Below are 20,970 nucleotides of genomic sequence, written 5' to 3' on the forward strand. Positions count from 1 at the left end.
TTTCTCAGTCGGTTGCCGCCGGACGGGTGCCGGCCGGGCGTGCGTGGCGGTGGCGGATGCCGGATGCCAGGTGGGAGAGGAAGAAGAGGACCACGGCCAGCGCCGAGACGGTCGCTCCGGCCGCGGTGCTCAGATGCCAGGACAGCAGCAGACCGAAGAACGTGGCGGTCATGCCGAGCAGTGCCGCGAGCACCATCACGCCGCGCACGCTCCGCGCCCACGGCAGCGCGGCCGCCGGCGGAGCGATGAGCAGCCCCAGCACCAGCAGCGTCCCCACGATGTGGAAGGAGGCCACGATGGCCAGGGCCAGCAGCCCCAGCAGCACGGCATGGGTCAGGCGAGGACGCAGGCCGAGGGTCCGGGCCTTGCGCGCGTCGAACGCCAGGGCGAGGAAGGCCCGGTGGCCGAGGACCGAGACGGCCAGAGCCAGTGCCAGGGCCCCGCCCAGCAGCGCCAGGTCCTGTTCGCGGACGGCGAGGACGTCGCCGAAGAGGAAGCCGGTCAGGTCCACCGCGAAGGACTGCGACCGCGACACGATGATGACGCCGAGCGACAGCATCCCCACGAACAGCAGCCCGATACCGGTGTCCTGGGACAGCCGCGGGGTGCGGCCGAGCGCGGTGACCCCGGCCGTCATGACCGCCGCGCTCAGCAGCGCCCCCACCATGAGGTTGCCGCCCAGCAGCGCGGCGAGTGCCACTCCGGGCAGCAGGCCGTGCGACATGGCGTCACCGAGGAAGGCCATCCCCCTCAGCACCACCCAGGTGCCCGCCAGGGCGCAGATCGCCGACACCAATATTCCGCCCCACAAGGCCCGTTGCACGAAGGTCGCCTCGAAAGGGCCTGTCAACCACTCCATGGCAGCACACTATAATGAAAATCATGTTCAGAGAACCCGGCCCCCCGCCCGGCACCCCCGAGGACACGGCGTTCCGCATCCGCTTCACGGAGCTGTCCGCGGGCTACGCCGGCCATCCGGTGCTCCACCGACTCGACGCTCGCATACCGGCGTTGGCCACCACCGCACTCGTCGGCCCGAACGGCAGCGGAAAGTCCACCCTGCTCGGCGTCCTGGCCGGTGTGATCCGGCCCACAGCGGGCGAGCTGCACCACACCGGCAGCCGGCCACCGGCGTTCGTCCCCCAGCGCGGCGCGGTCGGTGACGCGCTGCCGTTGACGGTGCGGCAGACCGTGGAGATGGGACGCTGGGGCGAACGCGGTCCGTGGCGCCGGCTGACCCGGCGGGACCGCGCCACCGTGGACGCGGCCATGGACCGCACGCGCATCGCCGACCTGGCCACGCGTCAACTCGGGGACCTGTCCGGCGGACAGCGGCAGCGTGCCCTGATCGCCCAAGGGCTCGCCCAGGAGTCGGACCTGCTCCTGCTCGACGAGCCGACCACCGGGCTCGACCCCGAGGCCAGGGAACGCATCGCGGCACTGCTGACGGAACTGGTCGCCGACGGCGTGACCGTCGTCCACGCCACACACGATCTGGACGCCGCCCGCTCGGCCGACGCCTGCCTCCTGCTGCGCGAGGGGCGCCTTGTGGAACAGGGGCATCCCGAGCAGATCCTCACCCCGTCGGCGCTCGCCCACGTCTGGCAGCCGGGCGGAGACACCCGGCGCGCGAAATCCGGCACCTATCGCACATGAAAACCATTGTCGTATGCTGAGTGCCTCCCGTACGACCGTTCCGACCGGAGGGAACCACCCATGGCCGTGCCCAAGCGCAAGATGTCCCGCAGCAACACCCGCCACCGCCGCGCCCAGTGGAAGGCGAGCACGCCGAACCTGGTACCCGTCACGGTGGACGGCGTGACCCACCGGGTGCCTCAGCACCTCGTGCCCGCCTACCGGCGGGGCCTGCTGCGCCCGGAGGGCTGAGGCCGATGCCCGGCCGGACCCGCGCACGGCCTTCTCCGCATGCCTGACGGCCGACGGCGAACAGGAGCCTGCGGCTGACCGGGAGCAGTTGCGTCACGTGGCCGAAAGGCGTTGAGCAGGTGCCCCCGAAGCGAGGACATCCGGGATCATGAAACATGCTCCCGGATGACTGGCACTTCACCCAAGACGTCGACGATTTCCTCGCCCTAGCCGGGGACTTCCTGTGCTCGCGCCCCGCCCTGCACAACACACCGCTGACGGACATCGAGAAACTGCGCATACACAGGGCGGCCGAACACGACGCCGAAGCCGCGGTCTTCGGCCGGCTGGAGTCGGGAGGCGAGGTCCGCGCGATCTCCTATCTCACTCCGCGCGGCCGCCTGGGCCTCACCCCCCTCTCCGTCGAGCGGACCGACACCCTCGCTGCTCACCTGGCCGGCTTCGGCCACTCCCCCTCCAGCGTCATCGCGGACCGCGACACCGCCGGCGCCTTCGCCGAGTCATGGCAGCGGCGCACGGGCGCGGCGCCGGAACCTTTCTGGCGGACGCATCTTTACCGTCTCGGCACGCTCACCCCACCGCGACCGCGCCCAGAGGGCCGGGGTCGCTTGGCGGGCGGTAAGGACCGTGGGCAAGTCGTGCGCTGGTGCCGTGAGTTCTGCGTCGATGTCGGGGAGCAGTCCTCCATCGACCTGATCGACGCCGGCTCCTGGGGCGACTCGCGTTTCGGCGACCGGCACTTCACCTTCTGGGAGACCCCGGACGGCACCCCCCTCTCGATGGCGGCCGCGACCTCGGTCGTCGGCGGCATGGTCCGGGTGGACCCCGTCCACACCCCGGCCCGCCGCCGCGGCCACGGCTACGCGGGGGCCGTGACGGTCGAGGTGAGCAGGGCCGCGCTGGCCGCGGGGGCGACGGACGTCGTCCTGTTCACGGACCCGGACAACCCCACCAGCAACGCCCTCTACCAGCGCATCGGGTACGTCCACGTCGCCGACTTCGCCGGGTACGAGTTCTCCCACGGCGCACCACAAGCCGGGTAGGGCCATGATCGACGCAAACACACCTGCCACCGGCCCCGGACCGGCCGGTGACGGGTCAGCCGTCGACGGACGCCGAGAGGGACCGGGGGCGCAGGTCGGTCCAGTGGGCCTCGATGAACTCCAGGCACGCCTCCCGGGTGTTCTCGCCGAAGACGACCGACCACCCGCCGGGCACCGCCGCGAAGGACGGCCAAAGGGAGTGCTGACCCTCGTCGTTCACCAGGACCAGGAACCTGCCTGCGGCGTCGTCGAAGGGGTTGGTGCTCATGTCGAATGCCTCCCAGGCAAGCCGAGATTAGGTTAGCCTAACCTAATCGACATGAGCCTAGCTTTTCCCCTTCCCTCTCACAAGGAGACGTTCATGCGGGGCCCGGCGGCCGGTACGAAGGGCGACTTCGACGCGTTCGGGCTGCCCGGCACACCCGGCACCGACGAGTTCTGGGCCACGGTGCGGACACCCGTGTCGGTGCCCGCCGGTGACGGCGGCTGGGTGGCCTTGTTCCTGTGGCGCGGCCCCGGTGCGAGCATCGACTTCGAGAGCTGGTCGGAGCCGGTGCGCCTGGGCCGATGGCGCGACACGGACTGCTGGTACGCCGAGGTGCGCATGCCCGCGCGGCTACGGGTGACCTACCGGTTCCTCGTGGACGGCGCGGCCTTCGCCGACCCGTTCAACCCGGCCGGTGCGGGCGGCGACCGGTCCATCGCGGCGATGCCGGACGCCCCGGCCCAGCCGCACTGGCCCGACCTCGGCCCCGAGGACGTCCTTCCCGTGCCGCGCACCCGGATCCGCTGGAACAGCGAGCGGCTCGGCGGGCGGCGCACCGTGCGGGTCCATCCGGTGGGCGGCGGCGGGCCGGTGGTCCTGCTGCTCGACGGGGACGACTGGCTGTACCTGCACCCGGCGACGACCGCGTTCGAGTCGGCCGTGGCCGCCGGCGCGATGCCTCCGGTCACGCTCGTCTTCCTGCCGGCCAAGGACCGGAAGGCCGAGTTCGGGTGCCGGCCCGAACTGTGGGAGGTGGTCCGGGACGAACTGCTGCCGCTGGTGGCGGAAACCGGCGTGCCCGCCGACGGGGACCGGCTGGTGGTCGCGGGGCAGAGCCTCGGCGGGCTGAGCGCGCTGTACGCGGCGCTGGAGTTCCCGGACCTGGTCTCCCGCGTGGCCTGCCAGTCGGGGGCGTTCTGGTGGACACCCGACGCCGCCGGCCTGGCGGACCCGTTGGGCGGTCCGGTCGGCGGCGCCATGGCCGCCCGTCTACGGGAGCGGTCCGGTCTGTCCGGTCTGCGGGTCACGTTCGACGTGGGGGAGCACGAGACGCGGATGCTCCCCCACTGCGCCCGGGTGGAGAACCTGGCCGGACAGGCCGGTGCGACCGTACGGGTCTCCCGCTCGGCGTCGCACCACGACCGGGCGGGCTGGCGCCACGCCCTGCTGCGCGATGTCGCCTGGGTGCTCGGCGCGCCGCCGGGAGAGGGATGAATCACCCGAGGGCCGGTGGGGCCGGTCCTCCGGGGAACGTCAACGTGCCACCGCCGCACAGTAGTTCTCGTCGGTGGCCAGCAGGTTCCGGTGGGTGTCCTCGGCGGTGACGACCCCGTCGTCCAGGACGAGCACACGGTCGGCGGCGTCCAGCAGGGCCGGGCTGCTGGTGATCACGACGGTGGTACGGCCCCGGCGCAGCTCCGCGATGCCCCGCGCGACGAGCTGCTCGGTGACGGCGTCGACGGCCGTCGTCGGGTCGTGCAGGACGAGGACGTCGGTGTCCGCGGCCAGGGCGCGGGCCAGGGACAGCCGTTGGCGCTGTCCCCCGGACAGGTTCGCGCCGCGGTCGCGGACGGCGTAGTCGAGTCCTTCGCGGTGGAGGGCGACGACGTCGGTCAGCATGGACGCCTCGACGGCTTCGGGGACCGTCCGGCTGGTGCCCGACGGGTCGATGTTCGTGCGGAGGGTGCCGGCGAAGATCTCCCCGTCGTACGGGTTCACCAGCATGTGCTCACGGACCGCCTCGACCGACAGTTCCGCGAGCTCCCGGCCGCCGACCCGCACCACTCCCTCGTACGCGTGGGGCGGCACGTTGACGGCCAGGACCGACGCGAGGTCGGCCGCCGTGCGCGGCCGGTAGGCGGCGACCGCCACGAACTCGCCCGCGGCCACCTGGAACTTCAGCTTGTTCAGGGACCCGTACCGTACGCAGTCGATCTCGAGGCCGCCGCCCGCGGCCGGCCGCTCCGGCCCCGGCTCGGCCACCGGCGGCGCGGTCAGCACCAGCGCCATCCGCTCGGCCGACGCACGCGCCACCATCACGTACTTCGGCATCTCCGAGAACAGCTTCAGCGGTTCGATGATGAACTGCGCCAGTCCCACGGCCATGACGAGCTCCCCGATGCCGATCCGGCCGTCGAACGCCAGCCATCCCGCCGTCAGGGTCACGGCGGCGGCGAGGACCGCGTTGAGGGCCAGCGCGGTGCCCGCGTACACGCCGTTCGCCCTGGCGACGGTGATCGCCTGGAGCCTCGCCTCCGTGCTGACCTTCCGGTAGGACCGGAACGCCGCGTGGTTGCCGCCGAACCCGTGCAGCGGGCGCAGGCCGGTGATCAGGTCGGCGACCTTCGCCCCCGCCCGCGCCACCCGGGCCTGCTGTTCGCGGGTGCTGCCGCCGATCCGCCGGGACATGACGCTCAGGACCGTCAGGATCGCGGCGGTGCCCACGATCACCAGCAGGCCGAGCCGGATGTCGGCGAGACCCAGCGCGACCGCCGCGACGAGCACGGCCACCAGTGAGCTGATCAGCAGCGGCACCACCTCGATGATGTCGGCGGTCTGGTCGGCGTCCTCGGTGGCGATGGTCAGCACCTCGCCGGACTTGAGGTCGACGTCCCTGGCCACCGGCTGGAGTCCGCAGGCCGCGACCTTCACCCTCCAGCGGTGCGCCTCCGTGGTGTTGGCCTTCTGCAGGATGCGCATCCCGAACCGCCACGACAGCGACACGGTCGTGATGATCACGGCGAGCGCGGCGATCGACAGAGCGAGCAGGCCGGGGCTCCGGTCCCGCAGCGTGTGCTCGACGATCAGGCCGAGCGCGATGGGGAAGGCGGTCTCACCGGCCTGGTACAGGCCCATGAGGACGGTGCCACCGGCCATCGCGCCGATGTTGCGGCGCAGGGCGGTCCGCAGGATGTCGGACCCCGGGCGGGGCCGCTGTGTGTCAGGAGTGGTCATCGATGTGGCGGGCAATCGCTTCCGGGGTGCGCAGGGTGAACAGATCACGGATCGTGACGACAGGACCGTACTCCCGGCGGAGCAGCCCGATCAGCCGCACCGCCAGCATGGAGTGCCCGCCGAGGGACACGAAGTCGCTCACCGCGCTCACCTCGTCGTCGTCCAGGTCCAGTGCCTCGGCGAAGAACTCGCACACCACGGTCTCGGTCCCGGTCTCCGGGCCCCGCTCCCCCGCCGTGGTCAGCGCGCCCAGCGGCCTGGCCTCCGGCAGCGCCTTGGTGTCGGCCTTCCCGTTCACCGTCAGCGGGATGGCGTCGACCTGGGCGTAGTGCGTCGGGCGCAGGAAGTCCGGCAGTCCGGCACCCACTTCGGCGGCCACGGTCGCCAACTCCGCTCCCTCCAGCACGAGATAGGCGGCCAGCCGGTGGGCGCCGTCGACCCCCGGGTCGGGCCGGGCGACCGCGGCGGCGAACCGTACCGCCGGATGCGCCGCGAACGCGGCCTCGACCTCGCCGGGTTCGACCCGGTGGCCGCGTATCTTGACCTGCTGGTCGGTGCGGCCCAGGTACATCAGGTTGCCGTCCGGCCGGCGGACCACGAGGTCCCCGGTGCGGTACATGCGCCCACCCGGCTCACCGAACGGGCACGCGACGAACCGGTGCGCGGTCTGGGCCGGCTGCCCGAGATAACCGCGCGCGATGCCGATACCCGACACGTACAGCTCACCGGGCACCCCGTCCGGCAGCGGCCGCAGCCACGGATCCAGTACGTACACGTCCGTGTTGTCGATCGCCACCCCCACCACCGGGTCCTGGCACTCGAAGGTGCCGACGCCGAGGGTGTTGATGGTGTACTCGGTGGGTCCGTACAGGTTGTAGCCGACCGTCCCCTCGGTCCCGGCGAGCCGCTGCCACAGCGTCGGGGTGACGGCCTCGCCGCCCAGCAGCACCAGCGCCGGCCGCCGCTCCGGGTTGTCGAGCAGGCCCTCCGCCACGAGCTGCTGCGCGTAGGTGGGGGTCACGTTGACGACGTCGATCCCGTGCTCCAGACAGTATTCGACCAGACGGGGCGCGTCGCGGCGCAACTCCTCGTCACAGACGTGCACTTCGTGCCCGTCGGCGAGCCACAGCAGCTCCTCCCACGACATGTCGAAGGCGAACGACACGGTGTGCGCGATCCGGAAGACCCGGTGGCCGTGCTCCGCCAGCACCGGCTCGAAGATGCGGCGCCGATGGTTGACCAGCATGTTGGTGAGCCCGGCGTACTCGGTCACCACGCCCTTCGGCTTCCCGGTCGAACCGGAGGTGTAGATCGTGTACGCCGGGTGCCGCAGACGGTCCGGGTCGTCCGGCGCGAACGTCGGATACGGCTCGGCCTCGGGCAGGGGACGGTCCAGCTCGATCAGGTCGCCGGGGAGCCCGGTCAGCCGGGGCGAGACGGAGCCGACGGTGAGGATCACTTCCGGGCGGGCGTCCGCGACGATCGCCGCGATGCGCTCGTCCGGGTGATCCAGTTCCAGCGGCACGTACGCGGCGCCGGTGCGCAGTACGGCGAACAGGGCCACGATCGAGTCGAGGGAGCGCGGGACCGCGAGACCCACGGTCGTCTCGGGACCGATACCGCGCCCGGCGAGCACACCCGCCACCGCACGGCTGCGGCCCCGGAGTTCGGCGAAGGTCATGGTCGAGCCGTGGGCGACGAGCGCGGTCCGCTCCGGGGCACGGTCCGCCGCCCGGTCGAACCGGTCGACGACGGTGTCCGTGCCGACGTCCGTGCGCTCCCCGGGCGACGGCTCCGCGCCGAGGCCCGGCAGCGCGCCCACCGGTCCGGTGGCCCGGACCAGGTCGTCGAGCACGCGCAGGTAGTCGTCGAGGAGGCGGCGGGCTTTCCCGGTGTCGCCGTCGCGGTGCTCCAGCTTGACCGTGAGCCGGTCGCCGGGCGTGACGACCCAGGTGAACGGGTAGTGCGTGGAGTCGTCGGCCTTCACCGAGGTGATGCCGTGCCTGGTGTTCATCTCGGCGAACGCGTCCACGTCCAGGAAGTTCTGCAGCACGAACAGGTTGTCGAACAGGGTGTCGTGCCCGCTGGCCCGCTGGATCTCGCCGAGTCCCAGGTACTCGTGCTCCATCGCCTCGACCCTGGCCGCCTGTACGGCCGACAGGTACTCCCGGACGGTGTGGTCGGGCCGTGCCCGGGTCCACATGGGCACGGTGTTGAGCAGCACGCCGACGATGCCGGACAGCCCCTCGCCCTCGCGGCCGGAGACGGTCACCCCGAACACCGCGTCGCTGCGGCCGGTGTGCGCGCCCAGCAGCAGGCCGAACGCGCCGGTCAGTACGGAGTTCAGCGTGACACCGTGCGTCCTGGCCGCTTCCCGCACCCGGTCGGACCGTTCGGCGGACAGGGTGTGCACGAGGGCCTGCGGGAGGTCGTCCGAGAGGGCCGGCGCCGGTCCGGCGAGCAGGGTCGGGCCGGGGAGCCCCGCCAGGTGCTCCGCCCAGAAGCGTTCCGACGCGGCGGTGTCCCTGGCGGCGAGGGCCCGGGCGTGGTCCTCGAAGCCCGGCGTCGCCGGAGCCGGATCGGCCGACTCGCCGGCGACGGCGGCCCGGTAGGCGTCGAAGAGGTCCCGCAGCACGATCTCCCGGGACCAGCCGTCCCACAGCAGCAGGTGGTGGCTGAGCAGCAGGCCGTCGCGGTCGTCGGGCAGACGCACCACGGTCAGCCTGATCAGCGGCGGCTCACCCGGATCGAACCCGGTGTCGCGGTCCCGGACACGCAGCTCCTCGACCTCCGCGTCCGTCGACAGGACGACCGTGCGGACGTCGACCCGCCGGCCCGCCCCGAGCATCTGGACCGGGTTGCCGTCGTCGTCGGTGGTGAAGCCGGCGCCCACCACCGGGTGCCGCCCGATGACGTGGGCCATCGCCTCGGCGAGCGCACCGGTGTCCAGGCGGCGGTCGAACGTGAACCAGTTCTGCGCGACGTAGTGTCCGGCCGAGCCCGCCATCTGCGCCTGGAAGAACAGGCCCCGCTGGAGCGGGGTGACCGGCGCCGTGCGCTCGGCCGTGGCGGAGGCGTCCGCGATGTGCTCCAGTGCGCTCAGCCAGTGCCCGGTGATCTCGTCGGGGATGCCCTCGGCGAGGGTGAAGACCGCGCGCAGGGTCTCGGTGGTCTCGTCGAGCCACGCGTTGACCTCGACGGCGTACGGGCTGCCCTGTTCACCGCCGGTGAGGTGCAGCGCCTGGGACTCGCTGCCCCGGCCGAGGTAGTTGAACAGCACCTGCGGGCGGGCCGTGAGCAGTGGGGCCGTCTGCGGGTTGAGGTACCTGAGCTGACCGTACGCGACGTGTGCGCGTTCGTCCGGCTGGCGCCCGGCCACCTCGCGGGCCGCCGCCACGGGGTCGGTGTGTGCCGTGAGACGTACAGGCGCGATGGAGGTGAACCAGCCGACCGTGCGGGTGTAGTCGTGGTGTTCGAGGACCGGGACCCGGCCGTGCCGCTCCAGTTCGATCGCGAGATCGGTGGGCGACGGCTGGATGCGGGTCAGCGCGGTGCGCAGGGCGCCGCACAGCAACTCGGTGGGGCCGACGCCGAGCGCGGCCGGCGCGGTGCGTGTCACGCGGTCGGTCACGTCGGGCGGGAGGACGACCGTGGCCTCGCGCAGTCCCTCCGGCACGGGCAGGAGCGGGGGCGCCTGGAGCGTGTCGAGCCAGTGTCCGAGGTCGTCGATCGCGTCGGCGGACCTGAGTGTCAGCGCCTCGGCGTACTCGGCGTACGACGTGCTCGGCGGCGCGAGGGGCTCCCCGCGCATGGCGGCGGCCAGGTCGTCCAGCAGGACCAGCCAGGAAACCGCGTCGACGGCCAGGTGGTGCACGGTGACCACCAGGGTCCGGCTCGCCTCCAGCCAGGAGAACGCGACCACGTTCCCGGATTCGGGGTCGAGCCGTCCGGCGGCCTCGTTCGCCGCCGTCGTCGCGTCGGGCGTGTCCGGCCGTACGACGGTGACCTCGGGCACGGGCTCGGTACGCAGGGTCCACGTCCCGTGGTCGACGCGCAGCCGGAGCCGGAGTGCCGGATGCGCGGCCACGACGGCGGTCGCGGCGCGCCCGGCGTCGGCGAAGCCGGTGTCTTCGGGGGCCACCAGCGTCCTGGCCTGGGCAAACCGGTCCAGTGTGCCTCCGAGTTCACGTCGGCGCAGGATGACCGGCGTGGGGAGCAGCGGGCCGTCCTCCCGGCGGGCGGGTCCGGGAGCCGCGGTGACCTGTGGGGTGCGTGTTTCCAGGTGCTCCGCGAGCGCCCGCGGTGTCCTGAGCAGGAACACGTCCCGTGGTGCGATCGGCAGGCCGAGCGCCCTGGCCCGGTTGATCACGGTGATGGCGACGATGCTGTCGCCCCCGGCGCGGAAGAAGTCGGTGTCGGCGTCCACGTCAGCGCCGGGCAGCGTCCGGGTGAAGACGTCCACGAGCGCGGCCACGGCCGAGCTTTCGTCCGCGGGTGCTTCGTGGCCGGTCGCGTGGTCCTCGGTGCCCCTTCGGGCGTGTTCGGCCAGGGCCTTTCGATCGAGCTTGCCGTTGACCGTCAGCGGTAGGGCGTCGATCGTGAGGACCCGGCCCGGAACCATGTGCACGGGCAGCTTCCCGGCCAGCAGGGCGGTGAGTTCGCCGGGTACGCGGCCCACCACGTGCGCGACCAGGTGGTCGCCGGTGTCCGCCACCGTGACGGCGACGTCGACCACGCCGTCGAGCTCCCTGATGGCGGACTCCACCTCGCCCGGCTCGATCCGGAAACCCTTGAGCTGGACCTGGTCGTCGGCACGCCCGGTGAACTCCAGCTCGCCGTCGAGGGTGCGGACGGCGAGGTCGCCCGTGTGGTACATGCGGGAGCCGTCGCCCGCGAACGGGTTCGCCACGAACCGGCCCGCGGTGAGGCCTGGCCTGCCCAGATAGCCGAGCGACACCTGGTCGCCGGCGACGTAGATGGCGCCCACCCGGCCGGGTGGCACCGGCCGGAGCCGGTCGTCGAGGAGGTGGACGACCAGGCCGGGGATCGGGCCGCCGATCGGGCTGGCGTCGTCACCGGGACCGAAGTCCTCGTCGGTCAGCGTCCGGTGGGTGACATGGACGGTGGTCTCGGTGATGCCGTACATGTTGACCAGTTCGGGCGATGCGGTGCCGTGCCGCTCGACCCAGCCACGCAGCCGGCCGAGGTCCAGCGCCTCCCCGCCGAGGACGACCAGGCGCAGCGCGGGCAGCGGCTCGCCGGCCGACCGGTCCGCCTCGATGAACCGGTGGAACGCCGACGGGGTCTGGTTGAGCACGGTCACTCCGCGCTCGCGGACCAGGCGGTGGAAGTCGACCGGGGAGCGGGTCAGCCCGTACTCGGGCACCAGCAGCTCACCGCCGTGCGCCAGCGCGCCCCACAGCTCCCAGACCGCGAAGTCGAAGGAGAAGGAGTGGAACTGGACCCACACGTCGTCCGGGCCGAAGTCCATGTCCGGCTGTGTGTGGGCGAGCAGGGTCACCACGCCGGCGTGCGGGACGACGACGCCCTTGGGCCGGCCGGTCGATCCGGACGTGTAGATGACGTACGCGGGGTTGTGCCAGTCGGCCTCGGGTGCGGGCTCGGCGGCATCCTCCGGTGGTGGTCCCTCTCCCTGGACGAGCACGTGGGCCGTGACGCCGGCCCGGCTCAGGAGTTCCGTGAAGCGGTCGCGCTGCTCGCGGTCCACCAGGACCACCTGCGGGGCCGCGTCGGCGAGGATGTACTCCAGCCGTTCGTCCGGGTACGCCAGGTCGAGCGGTACGTACGCGCCGCCCGCGCCGGCGATCGCGACCAGCGCGACGACCTGCTCGACGGAGCGCGGGACGGCGACGGCGACCAGCTTGCCCGGGCCGACCCCGGCCGCGCGCAGGGAGGCGGCCAACCCGTCCTTCGCACTCGACAGTTCACCGTAGGTCAGGGAGCGGGTGGCACCGTCGAGGCCGCACTGGGTGACGGCGGTGGCGGCGGGGTCGCGGCGCGCGGCGGCGTCGAAGAGTGCGTCCAGGGTCGTCGGGGTGACGGGTGCGGGGCGCCGCCCGCTCTCCGGCTCCAGGATCGCGACCGGGGTGTCCGGGCGGGCGAGCAGGTGGGTCAGAGCACCGGTGAACGTGCGGAGGATCGCCCGGGCGGTCGTCTCCCGCAACAGTTCACCGTCGTAGATGAGGTTGAAGCGCGGACGGCCGTCGGGTGCGCGCTCGACGACGAGCGTCAACGGGTAGTGCGGCGCGCCCTCGTTGACGATGCCGGTGACGGCCATGGTGTCACCGGGCCGCCGCAGGGAGGCCGTGTCGGTGGCCACGTCGAACACCACGAGGGTGTCGAACAGGGGCCCGGAGCCGGCCTGGCGGCCGATCCTCGCCAGCGACACGTGCTGGTGCGGCAGGACCGCGCCCTGGTGGTCGCGCACCGAGGAGAGCAGGTCACCCGTCGTGGTGTCGGAGGACCAACGGACGCGTACGGGAATGGTGTTGATGAACAGGCCCACCATGTCCCCGATGCCGGGCACCTCGGCGTCGCGGCCGGACACCGTGGAGCCGAACACCACGTCCCCGCGCCGCAGGATGCCGCCCAGGGTCAGGGCCCAGGCGCTGTGCACGGCCACGCTCAGCGGCACGCCGGCTTCGCGGGCGGCGGCGTCGGTGTCGTCCTCGGGCTCCACGGCGGTGTCGGCGAACCGGCCGGACGGGGTGTGGTCCTCGGCGACCAGCGACGGGCCGGGCAGGCCGGCGAGTTCCTCGCGCCACACCCGGTCGCTCTCCTCGGCGTCGCGTCCGGCGAGCCAGTGCACGTAGTCGGCGAAACCGCCGACCGGGTACACGGTCCCCGGCGCGTGGTACTCGGCCAGCAGCGCGCGGAGCATCGGCGGGACGGACCAGCCGTCGGCGATGATGTGGTGCACGGTCTGCACCAGGACGTTCCGGCCGGGGCCGCCGCGGACCAGGGTGTAGCGCATCAGCGGACCGGTGGCCAGGTCGAAGCCGGCGCGGCGGTCGCGTTCGGCGAGGTCCCGTAGGTCCTCGTCGGTGATGCCGGGGCGGTCGATCGTGGTGAAGGGCGCTTCGACGCCGTTCTCCAGCACGGAGACCACACGGCCGTCGGCGAGGGCCGTGAAGCGGGCGGCCAGGTTGGGGAACAGCGTGAGCAGCCGGGTGGCCGCCACCGCGAGCCGGTCGGCGTCCACGTCGCCTCCCAGCGTCAGCAGCTGCTGCTCGACGTAGGCGCCCGCCGAGTCGTCGTCGAAGACCGAGTGGAAGTACAGACCCTCCTGCAGCGGGGTCAGGGGCAGGATGCCCCGCAGCGACGGGCCGTCCAGGGCGTCGACGTCGCCCTGCGTGAGCGGCACCAGGGGGAAGTCGCTGGGCGAGTGGCCGCCTCGCCCGAGCGCGGCGAGTCCGGCGAGGGCCGTGCGGAAGTAGTCTCCGAGGGTCGTGATGTCCCTGTCCGTGAACATCCCGTCGGGCCACGAGATGGTGGTGACCAGCTCGTACCCGCCGGTGGCGGCGGGCTCGGCGATCGCGTTGAACTCCAGGGCGCGCGGCAGGCGCATCCGGGGGTCGCGCCTCTCCCCCAGCCGGCCGGTGGTGCCCGCGAGTTGCCAGTCTCCGGGGGCGCCGGCGGCGAAGCGGCCGAGGTAGTTGAAGAGCACCTGCGGTGCGGGTGCGTCGAACCCGGTGTGGGTCAGGTACCGCAGGGCGCCGTAGGAGACGCCGTTGTCCGGCACCCGGGCGAGGTCTTCCTTGACCGCCTTGAGAGCGGCGGTCAGGTACTCGGGGGCGGTGGGGTCGGCCGCCGTGCCGGGATCCACCGTCACCGGGAAGAGCGTGGTGAACCAGCCCACGGTCCGGGACAGTTCCGGCTCGAAGCCGGCGGAGTCCGCCACGAACCGTGCCTCGCGGCCGTGGCCTTCGAGTTCGATGTGCGCGAACGTCTGGTCCTGGCCGAGGTCGCGGCGCCGGCGGGCGAGGGCGACGGCGAGCGCGGTGAGCAGGACGTCGTTGACGCCGGCGTGGAACTTCGCGGGGATCTCACCCAGGAGCGCCGCCGTGACCTCGGGGCCGACCGTGACGGTCCGCAGGCGCTCGCCCGCGACGGTGTCGTCCTCGGACAGGGCGCGCCGGCCCAGCGGCAGGTCCTCGCCCGGCAGGGGACGCCGGTGGCAGGAACTGTCGGCGTCGAACGCGGCGCGTTCCAGCAGGAGCGTCCAGCGCCGGAACGACGTGCCCACCGGGGGCAGTTCGACGGGTGTGCCGGAGGTGAGCCGCCGCCAGGCGGTGGCCAGGTCCTCCATCAGGACGCGCCAGGACACGCCGTCGATCACCACGTGGTGGGCGACGAGGACGAGTTGCCGCGCCTCACGGCGCCAGACGGCCCGCAGCATCGCGCCGGCCTCGGGGTCCAGCCCGTCGGTGGCGAGGGCGACGCACTCGTCGAGCGGGCGGTCGCTCTCCTGCCAGTCGGCCGCGGCCCGGTCGGCTTCGGGGATGTCGAAGCTCCAGCGTTCGCCGCGCACCAGCCTGGCACGCAGCATGTCGTGCCGCCGGACCACCGCGGTGAGGATCTCGTCGAGGGCGTCGGCGGTCAGGTCCGCCGGGGTGTTCAGCACCACCGACTGCACGAAGCCGTCGATCGCGTCCGTGGTCTCGCCGAGCCACTGCACGATGGGGGATCCGACGACGGAGCCGGTCGGGACATCGCGGTGGTCCACGGTGGAGACGTCCTCACGGCTCGCCACCGCCGCCAGCGCCCCCACGGTGGTGTGGGTGAAGATCTGCCGGGCCGTGACGTGGAGACCGGCGGCGCGCAGCGCGCTCAGCAGCGAGATCGCCAGGATGCTGTCCCCGCCGAGCTGGAAGAAGTCCTGGTCGACGCCGACCTCTTCGAGCCGCAGCACCTCCGCGACCGCCGCGCACACCGCGCGCTCGTTGTCGGTGGCGGACGGGACGAGCGTGCCCGCCGGGATCGCGGGTTCCGGCAGGGCGTTCCGGTCGAGCTTGCCGTTCGCGGTGAGCGGGAACTCCGTCAGGACGACGATGTGGGCGGGCACCATGTACTCGACCATGTTCTGGCCGGCCCACGCCTTGACCTCGTCGGCCCGCAGGTCCTCGCTTCCGGCGGCCGGGATGACGTACCCGACGAGGTAGGTGCCGCCCGCGGTGTTCTTCTTCGGGACGACGCAGGTGTGCCGTACCCCGGGGTGCTCGGCGAGTCCGGCCTCGACGTCCTCGATCTCCAGCCGCATGCCGCGGATCTTGACCTGGTTGTCGGCACGGCCGAGGAAGTCCAGTGATCCGTCCGGGTTGTACCGTGCGAGGTCACCGGTCCGGTACAGCCGGGACCCGTCGTCGGCGAAGGGGTTCGCCACGAACCGGGAGGCGGTCAGACCGGGCGCGTTGACGTAGCCGCGCCCCAGGAGGAAGCCGCCCACGTACAGTTCTCCGCCGGCCCCGAACGGGACCGGGCGCAGTTCGTCGTCCAGGACGTACAGCCGGGTGTTGGGATTGGCCTTGCCGATCGACGTGGACAGGCGTTCCGCCGCGCCACGGTAGATGACGTGCGAGACGCCGATGGTCGTTTCGGCGGGGCCGTAGCCGTGGTACATGGGGATGTCGAGTCCGGTGCGGAACCGCTCGTACAGTTCGGGGGTCAGCACCTCGCCGCCGCACCACACGTGCCGCAGGCTGTCCAGCCGGCCGGAGTCGCCGGCGATCTCCAGCAGCACGTCCAGCATGGACGACACCAGGTAGGTGAAGGTGACGCGCTGTTCGGCGATCACGCTCAGCAGATGGTGCGGGTCGCGTTCACCGCCGGGCCGCAGGACGACCAGCCGGCCACCGGACACCAGCGGCAGGAATATCTCGTTGATGGAGATGTCGAAGGACAGCGGAGCCTTGAACAGGGACGCGTCGTCGTGGCCGAAGCGCAGGATCTCGTCGACCTGCCACAACAGGCGCTCGCTGATCGCCTCGTGACGGATCATCGCCCCCTTGGGCCGCCCGGTCGAACCGGACGTGAAGATCACGTATGCCAGGGCGTCACCGGGGAGGGAAACGCCGGTTCCGCCGGTGGGGTGGGAACCGTGGCGCCAGTCGGCGAGGTCGACGGCCACGGCCTCCGGTTCGGCCGGGTCGTGCTCGCCCGAGTCGTTGAGCTGCAGGACGACCCGGGCGTCCTCGATGACGACGGCCCGACGGGCGGCGGGCCACTGCGGGTCGAGGGGCACGAACGCGCATCCGGCCTGGAGCACGGCGAGCAGCCCGATCACCATGTCGGCGGAGCGGCCCAGTGAGATGCCGACGACCTGCTCGGCGGTGAGTCCGCGTTCGACGAGGTGGTGGGCCAGCTGGCTCGACAGCTCGGCCGCCTGACGGTACGTCAGCGACCGGTGCTCGTCGACGACGGCGACGGCGTCCGGCCTGGTGCGCGCCTGCTCGTGGAACATCTCCACGATGGTCGGGCGGGCCCGGTCGGCCTCGGTGTCGTTCCACTCGGCCAGCGTCACCAGCCTCGCCGCCACGCCGGACGGGCCGATGGTGCCGAGGGGACGGTCCGGGAAGTCGGCGAGGTCGTCCAGCGCGAGCTGGGCGCCGGCCGGCAGGACGCCCTCGGGGGCGGTGACGCTCAGGCAGTCCGCGCCGACCCGCCACCCGGTGGGTGCGGTCCCACCGCTGTCGACCCAGCCGAGGACGTCGGCGAACAGGGTGCCGGGGGTCAGGTCGACACCGTCGGGGCTCAGGCCCGTCGCCCAGTACGACAGCCCGACGGCACACGCTTGGGCGATGGTCCTGTCGGAGTAGTCGCCGACGCGCCGGCGTACGTCGGCCAGGCGTGCGGGAGAAAGCAGTACGTCACGAGCGTTCGGTTCCATCGACGACTCAACGCCCCTTCTCGGCATGCGAGTTAGCCCAACCTAACTTAGGTTTACCTAACCACCTTCTCGCCAGGCTCGCCACAACCGCGCGTACCGGCCGCCCAGCGCCACCAGTTCCTCGTGCGTGCCCAGTTCGACCACGCGTCCCGCGTCCAGTACGGCGATCCGGTCCGCCGCCATCGCCTGGGTCAGCCGGTGCGCCACGAACAGGGTGGTCCGGCCGGCGCACGCGGCCAGCACGGCCCGTTCCAGCTCGGCGGCGCCCTCGCTGCCCGCCTCCGCGGTCGACTCGTCGAGCACCACCACCGGCGACCGCGCCAGCACCAGCCGGGCCAGGGCGATCTGGGCGACCTTGGTGACGTCCAGGCGTTCACCGCCCTCGCCGACCGGGGTGGCCAGACCGTCGGGCAGCGCCTCGACCCACTCGCCCGCGCCGACCGTGCGCAACGCGTCCGTCAGCTCGGCGTCGGCCGCCGCCGGCGCGGACAGCCGCAGGTCCTCGGCGAGCGGACCGGAGAACACGTGCGTCTCCTGGGTCAGGATGCTCACCAGGGCCCGCGCCCCGGCCTCGTCCAGTCCGGCGAGGTCGGTCGGCCCGATGCGCACCGATCCGGCCTGCGGGGTTCCGATGCCCGCGATCAGCGCGGCCAGGGTCGTCTTCCCGGCACCCGTCGCCCCCACCAGCGCGAGCGAACCACCGGCCGGAATGGTCAGGTCGACGTCCCTCAGGACCGGCTCGTCGGTGCCGGGGTAACGGAACGTCAGTCCCTCCACCGTCACCGGCAACGGCCCGGGGCCCGCCGGCGCGACCGCCGGGTCGCCCACCAGCCTGCCCTCGGGGGCCTCCCCCAGCACCCCGACCAGCCTGGTCAGGCTCGCGCCCGACTTCTGCGCCTCGTCGAAGGTGAACATGATGAGGCCCAGCGGGCCGAACAGCCGGTGGAACAGCAGCGGGGCCGCCGACACCTCGCCCAGGCTGGCGGCGTCGGCCTCCAGCAGGGCGTACCCCACCAGGAGGATCAGCACCAGCCCGATGAACTCGGCGCGGTTCTCACGGCCGACGAACCGGCCGAAGAACCGGAACACGTCGATACCGAGGTCGCGGACGCGCCACGACTCTTCGGTGACCTTCTCGCGGAAGGCGCCCTCCAGCCGGTAGGCCCGGACCGTGTCGATCCCGTCCAGGCCACTGATCAACGCCTGCGCCCGGTCGGCCTGGGCCTCCCGCTGCTCCTGGTACAGCGGGGCGGAGCGCGGGAGGTACCAGCGCAGGGCCAGTGCGTACGCGGGCAGCGCGCAGGCGCCCGCCAGGCCGAGCCGCCAGTCCAGTCCGAACATGCCGAACGTGGCGATGGCGACCAGTACGCCCGCCGAGAACACCGTGGGGACGGCCGTGCTGATGCCCTTGGAGACGACGGCCACGTCGTCACCCACCCGTGAGAGCACGTCTCCCCGGCCGACCTGCTCGATCCGTTCGCTCGGCATTGCGAGGACCGCCCGGACGGCCCTCTCCCGCAGCCGTGCGAGCAGGTCCGCGCCCAGCCTGCCGATCAGCCAGGTCGACACCGCGGTGGCCGCCGCTCCGAGCAGGGCGGCGGCCGCCATCAGGGCGCCGATCGTGACGAGGATCGAGCGTGACCCACCCTCGGCCACCCCGTCGACGACCCGGCCGAGCAGCAGCACCGGGAGCACCTGGAGGGCCGCCCCGGCCACCGTGGTGAGCACGGTGGCCGTCGTCAGACCGGGCACCTGCCGGCAGTGCACCGCGACCCATCGGGCGGCCTCGCGTCCGGTCGACGTACGCAGGGTCGCCGGGGCGACGCGCGTGTCGGTCGTCCTCACACCGCGCCCCGGGCGGGCCGGGGGCGGGACGTGTCGGCCGTCATCCTCAGCCGGCCGCCGACTCGACGAGCTCGTCGACGGCGTACGGCATGGACAGCAAGGTGCCCTGGGAGATGGCCGCGCCGACCGCCGGGCCCTCGCTGTCCAGCAGGTAGGACACGTTCCCCTTCTTCACGACGTCCAGGTTGGCGAACAGCTCGAACTTCCTGAGGGCTTCCGTGTCCGCCTTGTCGTTGACGACGAAGACGCGGTCGACGTCGACGAGGTCGACACGCTCGGGAGAGAGCTTGGTGTAGAAGCTGCCGCCCGCGATCTCGTCGATCTCGGTCCGGTACGTGAAGCCGATGCCCGACACCAGCCGGCCGCGCACGTCGGTGGAGGCGAACGGCGCCACGGAGTTCTCGTACCAGGACAGCACGACGGCGGTCCGGCCGGCGAACTCGGGGTGTGCCTTCTTGGCGTCGTCGAGCTTGCCCTCGATGTCCTCGACCATCTTCTCGCCCTCGTCGGACTTGCCGAGGGCCTTGGCGATCTGGAGGGCGTTGTCCTGCCAGGGGGCGCTGAACGGCTCCTTCTCGGTCTTGGTGCGGCCCACTGTCGGAGCGATCCTGGAGAGCTTGTCGTAGGCGGTCCGGTCGACCTCGGAGTAGACCGCGATGATCAGGTCCGGGCGAAGGGCCGCGATCTTCTCGTAGTTGGGACCGGAGTCGCCGTTCTTCATGATGACTTCGGGCTCGGTGTCGCCCCACTTGTCCTTCACCCACGGCCACTGGGTGTTGATGTCGGGGCTCCGGCCCGCCGGGTTCGGGTACTGGTCGACCATGCCGACCGGCTTGATGCCGAAGGCCAGCACGGACTGGTCGTCGGTGTAGCCGACGGTGACGACCCGCTCGGGGGCCTTGCCGACCGTCGTGGATCCGAACGCGTGCTCCACGGTGACCGGGAACGCGCCGGCCTGGGCGGTGGACTTGTCGTCGCCCGCCCGTTCCGCCGGGTCCGAGTCGGAACCGCAGCCCGCGAGAAGGCCCGCGCCGAGCACCGCGGCGAACAGCGTCGCCGCCGGCCGCCGCCCTGGCTTCCCACGCGTCGTCCTGTGGAGGAGCATCCGCAATCCCCTTGCTTCTCGCGCTGTCGCTGCACCCCGTGCGCAGGGCAGGCAAACCGTACCGCATCGAGGTAAGGTGAGCCTAGCCTAACTTGAACAACCTTCCTGCGGACTAGTCGAGTTGGACGTGTGCACGACCGATCGGCACGATGAGCGGCCGGTCGCCCACCGGATCGTCGATCACCTTGGCGCGCAGACCGAACGCCTCGTGCAGCAGGTCGGCCGTGATCACGTCACGCGGGTGGCCCCGGGCCAGGACCGACCCGGCCCGCATCACCACGAGGTTGTCGCTGTAGCGCGTGGCCAGGTTGAGGTCGTGCAGCACCATGACCACGGTGCACCCCGACTCGTGCAGGTCGTTCACCAGGTCGAGCACGTCGATGGCGTGCGCCAGGTCCAGATAGGTGGTCGGCTCGTCGAGGAGCAGCAGGTCGGTGCCCTGGGCGAGGGTCATCGAGATCCAGACGCGCTGACGCTGTCCGCCGGACAGCGTGTCGACCGCACGGCCGGCGAGGTCGGACACCCCCGTCATGGCCAGCGCGCGCTCCACGACGGCGGCGTCGTCCGACGACCACTGCCGCAGCCAGCTCTGGTGCGGATGGCGGCCCCGGGCGACCAGGTCGGCCACCGTCAGACCCTCCGGCGCGACCGGTGCCTGCGGCAGCAGGCCGAGCTTCTTCGCCACGTCCCTGGTCCTGAGCCCGGCGATGTCCTCGCCATCCAGTACGACCGTCCCCGCGGCCGGCTTGTGCAGCCGCGACAGGGTGCGCAACAGGGTCGATTTTCCACAGCCGTTGGGGCCGATGATCGTGGTGACCAGCCCCGGCGGTATCACCACGTCGAGATCGTCGATGACGGTCCGGGCGCCGTATCCGACCGTGACGCCCCTGGCTGCCAGCCGTGGGGCGTCGTCGACCGCGGACTCGACCCCGGTGATGGACTGAGCGACCACAAGACCCCCTTA

11 protein-coding genes are annotated in these 20,970 nt (G+C 72.3%); 4 read left to right on the forward strand and 7 right to left on the reverse strand.

The annotated features are described in order from the left end of the window. Positions 1-4 precede the first annotated feature (4 nt). A complete protein-coding gene (aztB, locus tag ACH4VX_RS30960) occupies positions 5-859 on the reverse strand; it encodes a zinc ABC transporter permease AztB (protein WP_398372019.1) in 855 nt (284 codons plus the stop codon). A gap of 14 nt (positions 860-873) precedes the next feature. Between aztB and aztA the strand changes: the two genes are divergently transcribed. From aztA to ACH4VX_RS30975, 3 genes are all read left to right on the forward strand, one after another. Next, a complete protein-coding gene (aztA, locus tag ACH4VX_RS30965) occupies positions 874-1,656 on the forward strand; it encodes a zinc ABC transporter ATP-binding protein AztA (RefSeq protein ID WP_398372020.1) in 783 nt (260 codons plus the stop codon). Positions 1,657-1,716: 60 nt separating this feature from the next. Then, positions 1,717-1,887, forward strand: a complete 171-nt coding sequence (rpmF, locus tag ACH4VX_RS30970; RefSeq protein ID WP_361749118.1) for a 50S ribosomal protein L32 — start codon at positions 1,717-1,719, stop codon at positions 1,885-1,887. Between the two features lie 155 nt (positions 1,888-2,042). Continuing rightward, positions 2,043-2,930 carry a GNAT family N-acetyltransferase gene (locus tag ACH4VX_RS30975; protein ID WP_398372022.1) on the forward strand — a complete coding sequence of 296 codons (888 nt, stop codon included), beginning with the start codon at positions 2,043-2,045 and terminating at the stop codon, positions 2,928-2,930. A 55-nt stretch (positions 2,931-2,985) separates the two neighbouring features. Here ACH4VX_RS30975 and ACH4VX_RS30980 read toward each other — a convergent pair whose 3' ends face one another. Next, positions 2,986-3,198, reverse strand: coding sequence for an MbtH family protein (locus ACH4VX_RS30980; protein ID WP_398372023.1), 213 nt, complete (start codon positions 3,196-3,198; stop codon positions 2,986-2,988). Positions 3,199-3,291: 93 nt separating this feature from the next. Here ACH4VX_RS30980 and ACH4VX_RS30985 point away from each other — a divergent pair, with 93 nt between their 5' ends. Then, positions 3,292-4,410, forward strand: a complete 1,119-nt coding sequence (locus ACH4VX_RS30985) for an alpha/beta hydrolase-fold protein (RefSeq protein WP_398372025.1) — start codon at positions 3,292-3,294, stop codon at positions 4,408-4,410. A gap of 39 nt (positions 4,411-4,449) precedes the next feature. Here the strand turns inward: ACH4VX_RS30985 and ACH4VX_RS30990 are convergent, their stop codons facing one another. From ACH4VX_RS30990 to ACH4VX_RS31010, 5 genes are all read right to left on the reverse strand, one after another. Next, the gene (locus ACH4VX_RS30990; RefSeq protein WP_398372027.1) at positions 4,450-6,150 is read right to left on the reverse strand and encodes an ABC transporter ATP-binding protein; all 1,701 of its coding nucleotides are present in this window, start codon (positions 6,148-6,150) and stop codon (positions 4,450-4,452) included. Then, entirely contained in the window at positions 6,137-17,056 is a 10,920-nt protein-coding gene (locus tag ACH4VX_RS30995) for an amino acid adenylation domain-containing protein (protein WP_398372029.1), read from the reverse strand. The genes ACH4VX_RS30990 and ACH4VX_RS30995 overlap by 14 nt, the downstream gene beginning before the upstream one ends. Positions 17,057-17,113: 57 nt before the next feature. Continuing rightward, positions 17,114-18,901, reverse strand: a complete 1,788-nt coding sequence (locus ACH4VX_RS31000) for an ABC transporter ATP-binding protein (protein ID WP_398372031.1) — start codon at positions 18,899-18,901, stop codon at positions 17,114-17,116. Between the two features lie 46 nt (positions 18,902-18,947). After that, entirely contained in the window at positions 18,948-20,006 is a 1,059-nt protein-coding gene (locus ACH4VX_RS31005; RefSeq protein ID WP_398372033.1) for an iron-siderophore ABC transporter substrate-binding protein, read from the reverse strand. A 112-nt stretch (positions 20,007-20,118) separates the two neighbouring features. Further along, on the reverse strand, positions 20,119-20,958 hold the full coding sequence (locus ACH4VX_RS31010; protein ID WP_398372035.1) for an ABC transporter ATP-binding protein: 840 nt from the start codon (positions 20,956-20,958) through the stop codon (positions 20,119-20,121). Between the last annotated feature and the right edge of the window lie 12 nt (positions 20,959-20,970).

The organism is Streptomyces sp. NPDC020731 (assembly GCF_044334705.1).
Classification (GTDB): Bacteria; Actinomycetota; Actinomycetes; order Streptomycetales; family Streptomycetaceae; genus Streptomyces.